Annotated in this window: 19 protein-coding genes; 10 read left to right on the top strand and 9 right to left on the bottom strand. The window is 43.8% G+C overall.

Annotated features, from left to right (window positions below; genetic code table 11):
- Positions 1 to 24: 24 nt before the first annotated feature.
- Complete coding sequence (gene torC / locus R7Z41_RS00980) at positions 25 to 1209, bottom strand: pentaheme c-type cytochrome TorC (protein WP_005378139.1); 1185 nt, start codon at positions 1207 to 1209, stop codon at positions 25 to 27.
- 50 nt (positions 1210 to 1259) lie between these two features.
- Positions 1260 to 1439 carry a trimethylamine N-oxide reductase system protein TorE gene (torE, locus tag R7Z41_RS00985; RefSeq protein ID WP_005378141.1) on the bottom strand — a complete coding sequence of 60 codons (180 nt, stop codon included), beginning with the start codon at positions 1437 to 1439 and terminating at the stop codon, positions 1260 to 1262.
- Between the two features lie 462 nt (positions 1440 to 1901).
- Here torE and R7Z41_RS00990 point away from each other — a divergent pair, with 462 nt between their 5' ends.
- Both R7Z41_RS00990 and R7Z41_RS00995 read left to right on the top strand, forming a co-directional pair.
- Complete coding sequence (locus tag R7Z41_RS00990) at positions 1902 to 2714, top strand: ABC transporter permease (protein ID WP_017634681.1); 813 nt, start codon at positions 1902 to 1904, stop codon at positions 2712 to 2714.
- A 354-nt stretch (positions 2715 to 3068) separates the two neighbouring features.
- Positions 3069 to 3206, top strand: coding sequence for a hypothetical protein (locus R7Z41_RS00995; RefSeq protein WP_005378145.1), 138 nt, complete (start codon positions 3069 to 3071; stop codon positions 3204 to 3206).
- Between the two features lie 85 nt (positions 3207 to 3291).
- Here the strand turns inward: R7Z41_RS00995 and focA are convergent, their stop codons facing one another.
- Positions 3292 to 4152, bottom strand: coding sequence for a formate transporter FocA (gene focA / locus R7Z41_RS01000; RefSeq protein WP_005378146.1), 861 nt, complete (start codon positions 4150 to 4152; stop codon positions 3292 to 3294).
- Positions 4153 to 4451: 299 nt separating this feature from the next.
- On the opposite strand from focA, the gene R7Z41_RS01005 reads away from it, so the two are divergent.
- Complete coding sequence (locus R7Z41_RS01005) at positions 4452 to 4685, top strand: TIGR02647 family protein (RefSeq protein WP_005378148.1); 234 nt, start codon at positions 4452 to 4454, stop codon at positions 4683 to 4685.
- Between the two features lie 43 nt (positions 4686 to 4728).
- On the opposite strand, the gene R7Z41_RS01010 is transcribed toward R7Z41_RS01005, so the two are convergent.
- Positions 4729 to 5175 carry a PACE efflux transporter gene (locus R7Z41_RS01010; protein ID WP_025766871.1) on the bottom strand — a complete coding sequence of 149 codons (447 nt, stop codon included), beginning with the start codon at positions 5173 to 5175 and terminating at the stop codon, positions 4729 to 4731.
- A gap of 89 nt (positions 5176 to 5264) precedes the next feature.
- On the opposite strand from R7Z41_RS01010, the gene R7Z41_RS01015 reads away from it, so the two are divergent.
- The 3 genes from R7Z41_RS01015 to R7Z41_RS01025 are packed head-to-tail and all read left to right on the top strand — an operon-like array spanning position 5265 to position 7624.
- Positions 5265 to 6143 carry a LysR family transcriptional regulator gene (locus R7Z41_RS01015; protein ID WP_025766872.1) on the top strand — a complete coding sequence of 293 codons (879 nt, stop codon included), beginning with the start codon at positions 5265 to 5267 and terminating at the stop codon, positions 6141 to 6143.
- An 18-nt stretch (positions 6144 to 6161) separates the two neighbouring features.
- Positions 6162 to 6989, top strand: coding sequence for an NAD-dependent epimerase/dehydratase family protein (locus tag R7Z41_RS01020; RefSeq protein WP_025766873.1), 828 nt, complete (start codon positions 6162 to 6164; stop codon positions 6987 to 6989).
- A complete protein-coding gene (locus R7Z41_RS01025; protein WP_025766874.1) occupies positions 6986 to 7624 on the top strand; it encodes a YdcF family protein in 639 nt (212 codons plus the stop codon). The genes R7Z41_RS01020 and R7Z41_RS01025 overlap by 4 nt, the downstream gene beginning before the upstream one ends.
- A 60-nt stretch (positions 7625 to 7684) precedes the next feature.
- Here the strand turns inward: R7Z41_RS01025 and R7Z41_RS01030 are convergent, their stop codons facing one another.
- Both R7Z41_RS01030 and cysS read right to left on the bottom strand, forming a co-directional pair.
- Positions 7685 to 8263, bottom strand: coding sequence for a thymidine kinase (locus tag R7Z41_RS01030; RefSeq protein ID WP_005378154.1), 579 nt, complete (start codon positions 8261 to 8263; stop codon positions 7685 to 7687).
- Positions 8264 to 8350: 87 nt separating this feature from the next.
- Positions 8351 to 9733 carry a cysteine--tRNA ligase gene (gene cysS / locus R7Z41_RS01035; RefSeq protein WP_005378155.1) on the bottom strand — a complete coding sequence of 461 codons (1383 nt, stop codon included), beginning with the start codon at positions 9731 to 9733 and terminating at the stop codon, positions 8351 to 8353.
- A 202-nt stretch (positions 9734 to 9935) separates the two neighbouring features.
- On the opposite strand from cysS, the gene R7Z41_RS01040 reads away from it, so the two are divergent.
- From R7Z41_RS01040 to R7Z41_RS01055, 4 genes are all read left to right on the top strand, one after another.
- Positions 9936 to 10430: a peptidylprolyl isomerase gene (locus R7Z41_RS01040; protein ID WP_005378156.1), complete on the top strand. Its 495-nt coding sequence runs from the start codon at positions 9936 to 9938 to the stop codon at positions 10428 to 10430.
- A 60-nt stretch (positions 10431 to 10490) separates the two neighbouring features.
- Positions 10491 to 11228, top strand: a complete 738-nt coding sequence (lpxH, locus tag R7Z41_RS01045) for a UDP-2,3-diacylglucosamine diphosphatase (RefSeq protein ID WP_005378157.1) — start codon at positions 10491 to 10493, stop codon at positions 11226 to 11228.
- Positions 11229 to 11326: 98 nt separating this feature from the next.
- Positions 11327 to 12541 carry an EAL and HDOD domain-containing protein gene (locus R7Z41_RS01050; RefSeq protein WP_005378158.1) on the top strand — a complete coding sequence of 405 codons (1215 nt, stop codon included), beginning with the start codon at positions 11327 to 11329 and terminating at the stop codon, positions 12539 to 12541.
- An 80-nt stretch (positions 12542 to 12621) separates the two neighbouring features.
- Positions 12622 to 13137, top strand: a complete 516-nt coding sequence (locus tag R7Z41_RS01055) for a YchJ family protein (protein WP_206969761.1) — start codon at positions 12622 to 12624, stop codon at positions 13135 to 13137.
- 280 nt (positions 13138 to 13417) lie between these two features.
- Here the strand turns inward: R7Z41_RS01055 and hisIE are convergent, their stop codons facing one another.
- From hisIE to hisA, 3 genes are read right to left on the bottom strand one after another with little or no spacing between them, the layout of a single operon-like run.
- Complete coding sequence (gene hisIE / locus R7Z41_RS01060; protein ID WP_206969759.1) at positions 13418 to 14053, bottom strand: bifunctional phosphoribosyl-AMP cyclohydrolase/phosphoribosyl-ATP diphosphatase HisIE; 636 nt, start codon at positions 14051 to 14053, stop codon at positions 13418 to 13420.
- Complete coding sequence (gene hisF / locus R7Z41_RS01065) at positions 14050 to 14823, bottom strand: imidazole glycerol phosphate synthase subunit HisF (protein ID WP_004749837.1); 774 nt, start codon at positions 14821 to 14823, stop codon at positions 14050 to 14052. Before hisF ends, hisIE begins: the two co-directional genes overlap by 4 nt.
- Complete coding sequence (hisA, locus tag R7Z41_RS01070; RefSeq protein ID WP_054575134.1) at positions 14805 to 15542, bottom strand: 1-(5-phosphoribosyl)-5-[(5-phosphoribosylamino)methylideneamino]imidazole-4-carboxamide isomerase; 738 nt, start codon at positions 15540 to 15542, stop codon at positions 14805 to 14807. Before hisA ends, hisF begins: the two co-directional genes overlap by 19 nt.
- Positions 15543 to 15545: the final 3 nt, after the last annotated feature.

Genomic DNA, 15545 nt, shown 5'->3' on the forward strand with positions numbered 1-15545 from the left:
AAAATTACTCCAATCCGACGCTTATTAGTGGTGACCTTCAGCATAATCTGAAGAGTGTTTCTGTAGATACTTCAAGATCAGTGCTTCACTGTCTGTATCTAGGTTAACGAACGCCAACATACCGTCGAACATACCTGGCCAGGTGTTCGCGTCGAAGTGCGCTTCCGCAGGTTGAGTGTGACATACAGAACAATTGGTCTTGTAGGCTTCACGAGATTTTTCCCAAACAGGATTGATGTCGTTCAGCATAGACTCTTTCTTAATCCATACTTTCGCCGCTACTTTTTCCCAAGGAAGGCCTGTTAGCTCATCCACTTTTTTCTCACCAGTCGTCACAATGTTGCTGTCTGTTGCTGCTTCTTTCATCAGAGACGCAGTCGCAATGTTCTTACCGAAGTCTTCTTGAATTACACGACCAAAACCTTTTGCTTTGCGCCAACCGTCAATTTCGATCTCAACAAACTCGCCTTTGTCTTCAAGAACTTTAACGGTCGATGCAGGATTAAGAAGACCAGCTTCTTTACTGCCTTGCGCATCAAAGTAAATTGGTAGGTGACGAACGCTCACGAGTTGCTGACCAACGCCGTAATCCGTGTTAGAAGTCATACCCTCTAGATCACCCACGATACCGCCAATGCTGTCCATGCCTGCTGGTAGGTTGTGCGCAATACCCTTGTGACAGTCAACACAGCTTTGATCTTTCTCAGCGGCTTGCTTCATTTGGATACGAGCCGTAGGAGACATTTGCTCGAAATCCATCGATTCGTAGTTGTGACAGTTTTTACACTCCAGAGATTTGTTTGCCGAGAAACGATCCCATTCGTGTTTAGCAAGTTCGATACGACGCTCTTCGAACACACCCGGTTCGTCGTAGTTGCCAAATACTTGTGCAAATACTTCTTTAGAAGCTTGCATCTTACGAGCGATCTTATCTGTCCAGTTATGTGGAACGTGACAATCAGGGCAGGTAGCACGGACACCAGAGTGGTTTTTCCAGTGCACCGTTTCTTGTAGCTCAACATACACGTTGTCACGCATTGTGTGACAACTAATACAGAATTCTTCTGTGTTGGTTGCTTCTAGAGCGGTGTTAAAGCCGCCCCAAAAGATAACACCAGCAATAAAGCCGCCCATAGTCAGCACACCTAGGCTGATATGTACAGCTGGGCGCGTCATGGTACGCCACAGTTTAATGATTAATGATTTCATTATTTGCTCTCTTAAAATCTTTTCAAAAGTGTGGTTATGAGCTCACTGGCTTACATGCCGTGCGCGCCTGGAGGTCCAAAGAAGAAGACTTGCAACATCCAAACGATGAACCCGTAGCCGCCAACAAAGGCCACACTCAGAATTGGGAAGAGAACAACTGCAATGAAGAGGAACGACTTCCACTCCAGGGAGCGTTTTTCACCACTCTCAATTTTATTAACATCACTCATACATTTGCCTATTTTGTATCTAGTGTTATTGAAAAGCCCGCGTAACCAAGCTTAAGTTTTTTACAATCTCTAATGGAAAATGTTAGACCATACTAATAGTAGGGTTCAATCAAATAAGCGACCTCAGACCTTGTAATTCAACACTTTTTTGAGCTCATCCAGAGATATGATGGATTGATGTTATTTATTAAAAAACATGAACAGATGTGACAAAATAAGTCTTTTAAGGAGTTGTTAAATAACCAACATTTAAGAAACATCGATCACATTTAAATCGTAATTACCATGCCATAAATCGACTTAAAAACTCCGAAAAAGATATCCACTTGTAAACAGAATGCTGCGTATTAATGTCTAAAATAGCACTCAAGGTTTACTTTAAGAACAGCAAAAAGTGCACATAGTGGTTCATATAAAGGGGAGGCTTAGATACAATTATTCGCGTATTTTCAAGGAGCGATTATGGATAACGTGGTGGATATAAGCTGGGTCAAACTGGCACTGTTTGGTTTGATTTTATTGGTCCCCTTCTTTATCAATGCCCGCTACAAATTAGGGATAGCAAAAGACACCATAATCAGTGTTATCCGAATGACACTTCAGCTCATATTGATTGGCGTGTATTTAGAATATCTTTTTCAATTAAACAGCTTACTTGTCAATATACTTTGGCTTGCCATCATGCTACTGATTGGTGCCAGCTCAATTGCGGGAAAAGCTCACTTACCTAAAAAGCCACTTATGCTTCCGCTACTAACGGGCCTTACCTGTGGTCTAATACCACTTCTGATAGCAATTACAGCAGGCCTAGTGCAACCATCCCCTATTTACAATGCGCAGTACATGATCCCACTTGCTGGTATGTTATTGGGTAACAGCTTGAGTAGTAATATCATCGCTCTTCAGAATTTGTTTACGGCTTTTGAGCAGAGACAAGCAGAATATGAGGCTGCAATCTCACTTGGAGCCTCTCCTCGCTACGCATCCTTCCCCTTCATTCAAGAGGCTCTTAGAAAGTCCCTTGCCCCGACTTTAGCTTCTATGGCCACTACAGGGCTGGTTACCTTACCGGGTATGATGACCGGTCAAATTCTAGGTGGCGCGAGCCCGATGGTTGCGATTAAATACCAGTTAGTAATTATGCTGGCTATTTTCGTCATGTTGAGTGCCTCCGTAACCATAACGTTAGAAATGACATTGCGCTGGGTACAAACCAAAGAAGGCCGAATCAAGATAAAAATCGAGCAACCCGAATCGACCAAAACTCACGGTTAGTTGGCGCTTGTGGGTAAAGACCGTTAAACAACTTATATTGCCAAGTCGAACGTACTTATAACTGAATAACTCAACTATTCTTCGAGCACTCATCAAGACGCTTTCAGATGAAAAGTCAGGCAGAATTCTTTTTGATATAAGCCTCTAATTTTATGAAATTTTCTTTGCAAGTTTAGATACGCACGACCTTTGATACAGGTTATCCACAGAAAATGTGGATAAGCCCCCAAAACCCATACGCAACCAGAAACATAGCAACATAAGTGATCAATCGAATCGTCATGCATTGATCACGTGACTGACATGTTCTAATTTTAAAGTAAAGGCAGTGACCACAAACTTGGAGAGACGTACATGGATGTCTTAATGATCAAAGAAAATTACGATGAACTCCTGTCCGATGCACCTCTGGATTGGCTCGTTCAAGAACCAAAGGAAGTAACTTCTCATTGGCTCCCAACCGATTTTGGCATCAACGAAGAGTTGATTTAGCATGACTCGACTTGTTTGACATTTGCAGAGACAAATAAAAAGAAAGGCGAACCATCTAGTTCGCCTTTCTTGTGATCTTCTAAACTTATCGCAAATGGTTATCTTCATCGCGTAGATAAATCATCCAATACCACATGCCAACAAATACGCCACCACCAATAATGTTTCCTATCGTAACAGGAATTAGGTTGTTTACGATGAACCCCATCATGTTTAAGTCCGCGTAGTTTGCAATATCTGCCCCTGTCATTTGCCAAAACGCTTCTGGCGCAAAGTACTTAATACCAATCGCCATAGGTACTTGGAACATATTCGCAATACAGTGCTCAAAACCTGCCGACACGAACATAGCCACAGGCAAAATCATGACCGCTATTTTATCTGTCAATGTTCGCCCACTAAACGTCATCCAAACTGCAATACAAACTAATACGTTACACATAATGCCAAGCGCAACAGCGGCAAAGAAACCATGATGTAATTTGTGTTGGGAGATCGCCATCGCGTTGAGACCAACTTGGCCATGATCAAACATATATTGCTTGGTAACTAGCATACAGGCCACGAGCAAAATGGCCCCAACCATATTGCCAAAGTAAACCACCAACCAGTTTTTGATAAGTGCTTGCCAAGAGATTTTTCCACTCGCACGCGCAACTAGTGTCAGCACAGAGCTAGTGAAAAGCTCGCCGCCAGTAACCACCACCAAAATCAAACCAAGGCTAAATGCCAGACCACCAATGAGTCGTGTAATGCCCCAAGGCAGCTCGCCTGCGCCTGTCGTTACTGTGGTATAGAAGATGAAAGCAATACCAATATGAAGCCCCGCAGAAATGGCGAGCAGAAAAGATTTGATTGGAGCTTTCGTTGCTTTGCCTACCCCCACTTCAGCCGCGCGTTCCGCAGCTTGTGGCGGTAATAGTGAGTCAAACTGATTAAAGTTCATTCTGGTGTAACATTTAGAAACATTTAAAGAGGCGCGGATAATCGCTCTATTTCCCTATTTTTTCAAGTGCTATTTGGCGTGTTTACTAAAATCGTTGTTATTGGGAGATCAAGCAATAAATAGCGCCTATCATTCGCTACCGTAAGTATCATTGATACTTAACAAGTATTCGGCCTTTCGAACAAAGATCCTGCGTTATATCAGCCTGATAGCGCCATACTTAACACTTCTTGTCGTTGAATGTTGCCCAACGCTACTTTTCAGACTAGCTTGGTAAAAAAAGCGCAAAGGAATCATTTATGAAATATTCAGCTGAACATATCGCCGAATTGAATCTACTTCTTCAGTTCGACCTAAGTAGTGCTGCAACTGGTATTAAAGTTCATACAGACGCGTCAGAAGAAATGCAGGCAGCCGTTGCTCGTCTATATGAGAAGCAACTTTGTACACAGCCTGACGGTGGTTATCTAACAGACGAAGGCATTGAAGTTGCAGAACATGCAGATAAGATTTTAAGAGTTTTGTCTGTGTAATTTGAACAAAAAACGCCACCGAACTCGGTGGCGTTTTTTAGTCCTATATTTTTCCTGTCGATGCCTGCGGCAATAATCGCTTTTTCATTTTGCTAAATGGTTGAACCTTGTCATACAACCAGTTAAAACCAGTGGCATAAAATAGGAAGAAAACGAGGAAGCCGGCTTCCAGCATTAGAGCTTGAAGAAGCGTAATTTCTAAGAACCAGGCAATCACAGGTAGAGAGATAAAGATTAATCCTCCCTCGAAACCAATAGTGTGTCCAAGCCGCATCGCTAAACTTCGCTCAGCTCGATTGTCACCAAACCACTTATCAAAGTACAAGTTGTAGATGTAGTTCCATAGCACGGTATACATGCTCAACCCGACCCCAACCAACGCAAGATCACTAGAGCCCTTTCCAGTGATCAATGAAGCCGCTGGTACAATAATCGCGAGTGCGATTAACTCAAAAAGTACTGCATGAAAAATTCGTTCGTTACGAGTCATATTTCTCTGTCCAAATAGTTCTACTCAATGCTTAGAATTTTATCTATTATTTAGATAACCAAAAGTTAGATACCATCGGTTTAAGCGATATGTTTACCATCGAACAACTGCAAGCTTTTATTGCTACATCAGAAGCAGGATCATTTTCAGGAGCAGCTAGAAAGCTGGGGCGAGCTCAATCTGTAGTGAGCCAGCACATCATGAATATGGAGATCGACTGTGGCGTTGAGCTTTTTGATCGATCAGGCAGGTACCCTAAATTAACTGAGAATGGCCTCGCTCTCGTACCCTATGCACAAGCAACAATCAGCCAACTCGACCGCCTAAACAATAGGGCATCGCAGCTCTTTTCCACGCCAACGAACAAATTAGCCTTAGCTATTGATGAAGGGATTCCTCTGACTCGCTTGCCGGATGTGCTAAAGAAGTTAGAGCAACGCTTTCCACACTTACAAGTTGAATGCTTAACGGCATCAAGCCCTGATATCATTGAATTGGTTAAGTCGGAACGCGCCACGACTGGGATTATTTTGAGTGATTTACAAATGCCAAGGCACATCGATTTCACCAATCTTGGCAATATTGCATTTGATGTCTATGTCTCTTCAACGCATCCTTTAGCAAAGCAGCAAATCACTCACATTGATCAACTAAAACAACATCGTCAATTGGTCATACGATCCAAAAGTGCAGAGCCATGTGGTCTCAATCAAGCATTTAGCCCAGATATCTGGTACGCTGATAACTACTATATTTTGTTGGAATTGGCGAATAAAGGGTTTGGTTGGTGCTTTCTACCACAGCATTTAGTCGCGTATTCACCTAATACATTAAAAAAAGTTGGGGATGATTTCACAAAACTGGCTTGGCAAGTCAATGTTGACCTTATTCAGCACCAGAAATGGCATTCAGATCCCCTCCATCAACAAGCTAAAGCAGAACTGCTCAACCTATTCGGGCAGACATAAGTAAGTAGGAAGACCCAAATGGCAAATACATTGATCGTAGGTGCAGGCTGGCTCGGAACTCCGCTAGCAGAAACATTGATGAAAGATGGACACTATGTTGTCGTCACTCGTCGTAGCCAAACTCGATTAAAAGAGTTACCCACCTCATTAACTCACTCCGCATTGTTCGATTTCAATCAATTGAACGCCACAGCACGGCTAGATGAGCTGCTCAAACAGCATCAAATTACGCACGTTATCGGTGCTTTTCCTCCAGGATTTCGTAAAGGACGCGGTCAAGAATATGCACAGCAATGGCAAATACTTGCCAACGCAGCTAAGCAAAACAACGTTGAAAAACTTCTCATGATCAGCTCTACCACGGTTTACCCTAACCTTGCTTCCGATATGGAAGAAGCTGACGCGTCACTCTCTTTAGCAGCCGAAAGCCCTTATTTCTCTGACAATGCACGTATTATGCTTCAAGCAGAGCAGCATGTTATCGACTCGAATATTAACTTTGTTATTCTACGTTGTAGCGGATTAATCGGGCCAGATAGACACCCATCTCGCTTTGCAGCAAGGCTTCAACAAGTTAGTCGTAAAGCACCAGCTAATATGCTTCATCAAGATGATGCTGTCTCGGCTGCGAAATTTGCCTTAGGCAATTTAAGCAACCAAGTCATTAACGTTACTACACCTCATACTGTCAGCAAGGCTGAGTTCTACCAAGCTGCCATAAACAAAATCGGAAGTGAGATACCTCTTCCACCCGTCACAGAGCAAGCTGACAAGCGTATTCTTGCTGACAAACTACTCTCACTTGGTTATCGATTTCACTTCAATTCAACTTTGGATGCGCTATGAGACTCTATAGACATATAGAAACGCTTTGGGATTACATGCAACTCAAACATGAACTGAAACCTGCGGACTGTTTGTTTGTGATGTGCAGTAATGATGTGCGTGTAGCGGAGCACGCTGCCAAGCTCTACCACCAAAAGTTGGCACCTTTGATTGTATTTTCAGGGGGTGAAGGTCGCTTCACAGATGGACTGTTTGAAAAAAGCGAAGCAGAAACCTTTGCCGAGATTGCAAAGATGTCGGGCGTTCCAAGTGAAGCAATTTTGCTCGAAACTGAATCCACAAACAGTGGAGAAAATGTTCGCTTTACTGAGCAACGATTAAAAGAGGAAGGAAAACAGTGTTCCTCGTTTATTCTGGTACAAAAACCGTTTATGGAGCGTAGAGCAATCGCGACATTTGAAAAACAGTGGCAGTCACCCTACACTCAGCTCCAAGTAAGCTCTGCGGCTCTTCCATTTTTTGAATACATTAATGAAGACATGCCATTAATGATGGTGCTAGAAGCACTAATGGAAGATTTCTCTCGCGTAAAAAGCTATCCAGAGAAAGGATTTCAAACCGAGCAGAACATCCCTCAGCAAGTCGAATCTTCTTACCAGGTTTTACTCGAGCGGTTTGGTTTTGACTTAGTCTAACTTTTTCTAACCGACAACAAAAAGCCACCAAGTTCGGTGGCTTTTCTGTATCAATACGGCTTATTTACCGAGCGCTTCTTTGTAATGTTGGCGGCATACGGAGACATACTTATCGTTACCGCCGATCGCAACTTGATCGCCTTCTTTAATTGCCACGCCGTGTTCATCGGTACGAATAACCATATTCGCTTTGCGGCCGCAATGGCAGATTGTTTTGAGCTCAACCAGCTTGTCTGCCCAAGATAATAGATACTTACTGCCTTCAAAAAGTTCGCCTAGAAAATCGGTGCGAAGGCCGTAACACAATACTGGAATATGCAACTTATCAACGACTTCAGTAAGTTGATAAACTTGTTCTTTCGACAAGAACTGACACTCATCAACAAGAATACAGTGACGTTTTTCAACCTCATTCAGAGCTGCGATCTCCTGATACAAATTGGTATCCTGACGAAATAAATGTGCGTCAGATTGAAGACCAATACGAGAGCTCACTTTACCGACACCAAAACGATCATCTAGCGCAGCCGTAAAAATAACTGGCGTCATGCCGCGTTCTTGATAGTTGAAAGAGGATTGAAGAAGCGTTGTTGATTTACCCGCATTCATTGCTGAGTAATAGAAATACATCTGAGCCACAGAGCATTACCTAAAGTTAAAGTTTTAATTTATGGAAATGGAAAATAAAAGGGCTGAATTATCAGCCCTTTAAAAATGAAAATTCAATTACTTACGACGCCACGTTGTGCCTTCTGGACCATCTTCCAGAACAATGCCCATTTCGGTCAGCTTGTCACGAGCCATATCTGCATTCGCCCAATCTTTCGCAGCACGAGAGTCGTTACGCAGCTTGATCAGAGCTTCGATTTCAGCCACTTCATCATCGTTACCCGCATCACCTTTTAGGAAGGCTTCAGGATCTTGGTGAAGAATACCGATCACGTCAGCTAGTTCACGCATTAGCGCACCTAGCTCGCTCGCTTTCTCTAGGTTTTCTGTCTTCAGGCGGTTAACTTCGCGCGCCATGTCGAACAGAACTGAGTACGCTTCTGGTGTATTGAAGTCATCGTTCATCGCTGCTGTAAAGCGAGATACGTACTCTTCACCACCAGCAGGAGCAGCATTTAGATCCAAACCACGTAGAGATGTGTACAGGCGCTCAAGCGAAGCACGTGCTTGGTTTAGGTTATCTTCGCTGTAGTTTAACTGGCTACGGTAGTGACCAGACATTAGGAAGTAACGCACTGTTTCAGCATCGTAGTGACCAAGAACGTCACGGATAGTAAAGAAGTTACCTAGAGATTTAGACATCTTCTCACGGTCTACCATTACCATGCCGCTGTGCATCCATGTGTTCACGTATTGTGTATCGTGTGCACAGCATGATTGTGCGATTTCATTTTCATGGTGTGGGAACTGAAGGTCAGAACCACCGCCGTGAATGTCGAAGTGGTTACCTAGGATTGAAGAGTTCATTGCTGAACACTCAATGTGCCAACCTGGACGACCAGGCCCCCATGGTGACTCCCACGTTGGTTCACCCGGCTTAGACATCTTCCAAAGTACAAAGTCTAGAGGGCTGCGTTTTGCTGTTTCGATATCAACGCGCGCGCCAGCTTGAAGCTGATCAAGGTCTTGCTTAGAAAGCTTGCCGTATTCGTTGAACTTACCCACTTCAAACATTACGTCACCGTTATCTGCAACGTATGCAAAACCGCGCTCGATTAGCTTCTCAACCAATTCGATGATTTCAGCAATAAACTGTGTCGCACGAGGTTCAACGTCCGGACGTTTCATGTTCAGCGCATCAAAATCAGCGTGCATTTCACCAATCAAACGCTCAGTCAATGAATCGCAAGACTCACCATTTTCTGCGGCACGTTTGATGATCTTATCGTCGATATCTGTGATGTTACGTACAAACGTCAGATCATAGCCCAAATAGCGAAGGTAACGTGATACAACGTCAAAAGAGACGAAAGTACGACCGTGACCAATGTGACAGAGATCGTAGATGGTAACTCCACAGACATACATACCGACTTTGCCAGCTGTAATTGGTTTGAATTCCTCTTTCTGTCTTGTGAGTGTGTTATATATCTTTAACATGATCTCTATCTATGATTGTGAATGAATAAAAGAAGATGAGTATATCAACTCCAACCTAGTTAGGTAATAGCAATTAACCGATAAAACGATAATCGGCTAAACTTCAAGCACAAAACGAAGAATTTCCTCTTCCTGAGTTTTTAAAGCACTAGAACTTAGGCTAGAATCTCGGGCTCAACACAACACAGTAAAGGAAAGTAGCATGATCACCCTTCACACTAATTTTGGTGACATCAAGATTCAACTAAACGAAGAGAAAGCGCCAGAGACAAGCGCAAACTTCCTTCAGTACTGCCGCGACGGTTTCTACGACAACACGCTTTTCCACCGTGTTATTGACGGCTTCATGATCCAAGGTGGTGGTATGGAGTCTGGTCTACGTGAAAAAGCGACTCGTGCACCTATCAAGAACGAAGCAAACAACGGCCTAAGCAACAAAGTGGGTACACTTGCTATGGCACGTACTATGGAGCCGCATTCAGCAAGCTCTCAGTTCTTCATCAACGTAAACAACAACACATTCCTAGACTTCCGTAGCGAAAGCCTAGATGGTTGGGGTTACTGTGTGTTCGGTGAAGTAATCGAAGGCATGGACATCGTAAATAAGATCAAAGGCGTTAGCACTGGTTCTTACGGCATGCACCAAGACGTACCTCTAGAAGACGTAGTAATCACTGGTACAACAATTGAAGAGTAATTCTTAGGAATTATTTTTAAAAGATAAGTTAATGGGGAGGCATAGCTTCCCCTTATTTCTATGACGACATTATTTATTTCCGATCTTCACCTTACCCCATCACGTCCTGATATCACGGAATGTTTTGTGACGTTCATGCGAACAGAAGCAACAAAAGCTGATGCACTTTATGTACTCGGCGATCTGTTTGAGTTCTGGATTGGTGACGATGACAACACCCCTTTTGCAGACCAAATCCGTGCAGAATTTAAAGCACTGACGGATGCGGGTGTGCCAACTTTTTTCATCCAAGGCAATCGAGATTTTTTACTCGGCAAACGCTTTTGCAAAGAAACCGGTATGACATTACTCGACGATGTCTGCACGATTGATCTTTATGGTCAAAAAGCTGTAATCCTACATGGCGATACGCTCTGCATTGACGATGTGAAATACCAAGAGTTTAGAAAAACCGTTCACAAGCCATGGCTACAATGGTTGTTTAACCGTATTCCTTGGTTCATTAAGAAGAAAATTGTCTCAAAAGTTCAATCCGATATTCGTGATGATAAAATGAGCAAGTCATTAGATATCATGGACGTTAACCAAAATGAGGTCGAGAAAGTGATGTCTCAGAACTGCGTCAACATAATGATTCATGGTCACACACATCGCCCGAACACACATTTTTTTGACGTCGATGGCATTAAAAAGACCCGAATTGTTTTAGGGGATTGGTATACGCAAGGCTCAGTTTTAAAAGTAAATTCTGATAGTTTTGACCTGCAAACGAGACCGTTCATACAGAATTTGCGTTAAGCATGTAGAGCGTGTAGAAGATTCACGCTCAAGTCGTAGATATTTTGTAAAAAATCGCTATTATCATAATACTAAGTTAAACAGAACGAAGTACCTAATTGAAGTATTCTTACGTAGCTCGCCAACCGATTCTGGATAGAGAAAAACGAACCATAGGTTACGAACTCCTCTTTCGAGACGGCCCTAAAAATACCTTCCCTGAAGTAGAACCAGAGCTGGCTACTAGTCGACTGCTATCCGATCATTTTTTGTCGACGCATTACAACACATTAGGAAACAAACTTGGCTTTGTTAACTTTCCGCATCAAAGCTTGGTGAACTTGGTCCCAACTTTGTTTCCTAAAGAATCTCTCGTCATTGAAGTCCTTGAAGACTGCGAACCGACAGAAGAACTGTTAGAAGCCATCAAGCACCTTCATGAGTGCGGATACAAAATTGCTCTGGATGATTTTGTTCCGACGAAAGCTTGGAAGCGTTTTCTTCCATACGTTTCCATGATCAAGTTTGATATTAGACTTGTGCCGATCAAGAAAGCTGCCATTTTTATTCAGGCGTTGAGCCCATTTAAAATCGACTTTCTTGCGGAAAAGGTAGAGACCTATGAAGAGTTCGAGCAAGCTCTAGAAGCCGGTTTTAACTATTTTCAAGGGTATTTTTTTAGCAAACCTGAGATGATCCAGAAAAAACGGTTGAACCCCGCGTTTCTTACCGTCATCCAACTTTGTAAAGAGATTGCTGATAAGCCCATCGACTTCAATGAGGTTGAACGTCTGTTTTCGATTGATGTAACGCTGTCATACAAGCTGCTTACTTACGTAAATTCAGGATATACATTAACGACTAAGATCAAATCGTTCAGACAGGCGCTTATTTATCTGGGTGAAGAGCGACTACGACGCTTTATTTCCTTAGTTGCAATTGCGTCCGTTCAAGAAGATAAACCTGACTCTCTTTACTCTTTAGCGATTCAGCGTGCACGAATGTGTGAACTGTTACTTAGTCAAATGAACACTAGGTATGACCCTGGGCAGGCTTTTTTGACAGGCATGTTTTCTTTACTCGGATCTTTGCTCGATCAACCGCTCTCGGATGTCATTGAAGATATCCCCGTTGACGAAGATATAAAACTCGCATTAACCAGTCGAAAAGGCGTACTTGGTCACTTACTTTCGATGACGATCGCCTACGAACAAGCGGACTGGGAGTTAGCCGAGCGATATTGCACCGTTCTTAAATTAACCGAACCTCAATTAGCGGACGCTTTTAATCAATCGACGGAATGGGCTCAAGAACTGCTGTCTCAAACGCCCTAAATCGCTATAATGCCTCACCTCCAGCCTCGCAATTGTGGGGTTGTTTGTTTTTACCGCTTAATTAATCGAGATTTCATTTTATGGCTTCTTCTTGCCCTTGCGGATCTAACCGCACCTACCAACAGTGTTGTGAAACTGCCCACAATAACCATGCTGACGTTACCACTCCGGAGCAGTTAATGCGCTCTCGTTACAGTGCGCATGTGCTAGGTCTGGTAGATTACGTGGTGAACACGTACCACCCAAGCTGTAATGCAGAAGAGCAACGTGAAGGCATTGCCCAATCTATCGACAGCGATTGGTGCAAACTTGAGGTAGTAAAAGCTGAAGCGGGTTGTAACGAGAATGAAGGTTTTGTTGAATTCAACGCTTACTTTGATGAAGACGGCAAACGCTACTGTATGACAGAACGTTCTCGCTTCGTAAAAGAAAATGGGCTTTGGTACTACATTGACGGCACATTTCCTGAAGAAGAGCCAGAAGAAGAACCAGAACAGGATCCACGATTGAGCCAGCCAGTGAGTAGCCTAAAGCTAGGTCGTAACGATCCGTGTATCTGCGGAAGCGGTAAGAAGTTTAAGAAGTGTTGTGGGTAAAGGCATCCACGCCTAGCTTATTGAGTTCGCTTTAATGAGATTCCTGACCTCACCTAAGCTCGTCGGAATAACGTGAATATATGTACCTGTTTGAAGTAAATAACTCTACTGCAAGCACCATTAGAAAATATACCGTCATTCTGAACGGCGAGGAACGAGTGTGATTCAGAATCTAATCGCTACTAGCACTGTTGCCGGTTTTTACCCCGAATCAAGAACACTAAATTAAAAAAGCCCCTAGGCTCGAGAGCATAGGGGCTTTCACTTATCTATAGCAAGCTTACTTATGACGCTCTTTCAGTTTGTTCACTACGTCATTCATCGATAAGCCTTGGTCTTGAAGCAATACCATTAAGTGATAAATCAAATCTGCTGATTCACACACTAACTCCTCCTTATCGCCCGACGTCGCCGCAAGCGCGACTTCAACGCCTTCTTCGCCCACTTTTTGCGAAATACGCTTGGTGCCACGGGCATAAAGACTGGCAGTATAAGAGGAATCTGGGTCGGCACTCTTGCGGGCAGCCAATAGCTGCTCAAGTTGATGAAGCCACACCATTTGTGACTCCTCTTGAGGGTCCACATCCCAGCAAGTTGTATTACCCAAGTGGCACGTAGGACCAATGGGATTCACCTTAACCAGTAGCGTATCGTTGTCGCAATCTAGCTGCATGTTCACCAATTGCAATACATTACCGGAAGTCTCACCTTTCGTCCAAAGACGCTGTTTAGTTCGAGAGAAAAACGTCACTTGACCCGTTTCGCCCGTTTTTGCCAACGCATCTTGGTTCATGTAACCCATCATCAGCACTTGGCTTGATTGGAAATCTTGTACGATGGCAGGTACCAGACCATCCACCTTTTCCCAGTTGATTCGCTCAGCTAGCGAACTTACTTCGGCGGCTTTCACACTCATAGTCGTACCTCAATGCCTTGTTGTTTCAAATACTGCTTTAGTTCACCAATATTGATGACTTGCTTGTGGAATACCGATGCGGCAAGCGCGCCATCCACATTTGCTTTTTGGTAGGCTTCTGCGAAGTGCTCCATGGCACCTGCACCACCCGATGCAATCAATGGCACGTTACACACTTCACGCACCATATTAAGTTGTTCAATATCGTAGCCGTTACGTACGCCGTCTTGGTTCATCATGTTCAGTACGATTTCACCAGCGCCGCGTTTTTGTACTTCTTGCACCCAATCACGCGTTTCCCATTGAGTTGCTTTGGTGCGTTCTTCATCGCCAGTAAACTGGTAAACCTGATACTTGCCGGTCTCTTTGTCGTAGTATGAATCGATACCAACGACGATACATTGCACACCAAACTTATCAGCAAGGTCAGTAATCAATTGCGGGTTCGCCAAGGCAGGTGAGTTGATAGACACTTTGTCTGCACCAAACTCAAGAATGCGCGCCGCGTCTTCCGCTGATTTAATACCACCAGCCACACAGAAAGGAATATCAATCACTTCAGCAACGCGAGCGACCCAACTTTTATCGACGACACGACCATCACTTGAAGCAGTAATATCGTAGAACACAAGCTCGTCTGCGCCCTCTTCCGCATAACGCTGTGCCAGAGGAACGATGTCGCCAATGATCTCGTGATTACGGAACTGAACGCCCTTTACCACTTGTCCATCACGGACATCAAGACATGGAATTATTCGCTTTGCCAGCATGCAAATGCCTCCTCTGCTGTGAACTTACCATCTAACAGCGCACGACCAACAATCACACCAGTCACACCACTGCCTTTTAGCGCTTCGATATCTGCTAATGAGCCAATGCCGCCTGAAGATTGAAACTGCACTTGTGGATACTGTTTACATAGGTCGACATAAAGCTCTACGTTTGAGCCCTCTAGCGTACCGTCACGAGAAATGTCCGTACAAAGCACATGCTGCAAACCTACCGTTAAATAATCGTTGATCAGAGCTTCGATGGTCACGCCTGAGTCTTCTTGCCAACCAGAAATCGCTACTTTACGTGTGCCGTCTTGATCGATGTTGATGTCTAGCGCGAGAACGATTTTCTCTGCACCGTATTTTTCCATCCAACCTTTCACAAGCTCTGGCTGTTTTACTGCTGTTGAGCCAACGACAACACGCTGAGCCCCCGCTTCTAGCAGATCAATCACGTCTTGCTCTGTGCGCACTCCGCCACCGATTTGGATGTTCGCTGGCGTGCTTGCTAGTAGCTTTGCAATTAAATCAAGTTGACGTGCTGTCGTGTCTTTCGCGCCAGTTAAATCCACCAAGTGCAGCCAGTTAGCACCAGCTTGGTGGTACAAGTTGAACTGCTCTGCTGGGTCGACTTTGTACTCAGTTACTTGGCCGTAATCACCTTGATAAAGGCGAACCACCTGTCCTTCAATTAAATCAAGAGCTGGAATAATCACACT

This window comes from Vibrio sp. 1457, from assembly GCF_033340195.1.
Lineage (GTDB): Bacteria > Pseudomonadota > Gammaproteobacteria > Enterobacterales > Vibrionaceae > Vibrio > Vibrio alginolyticus.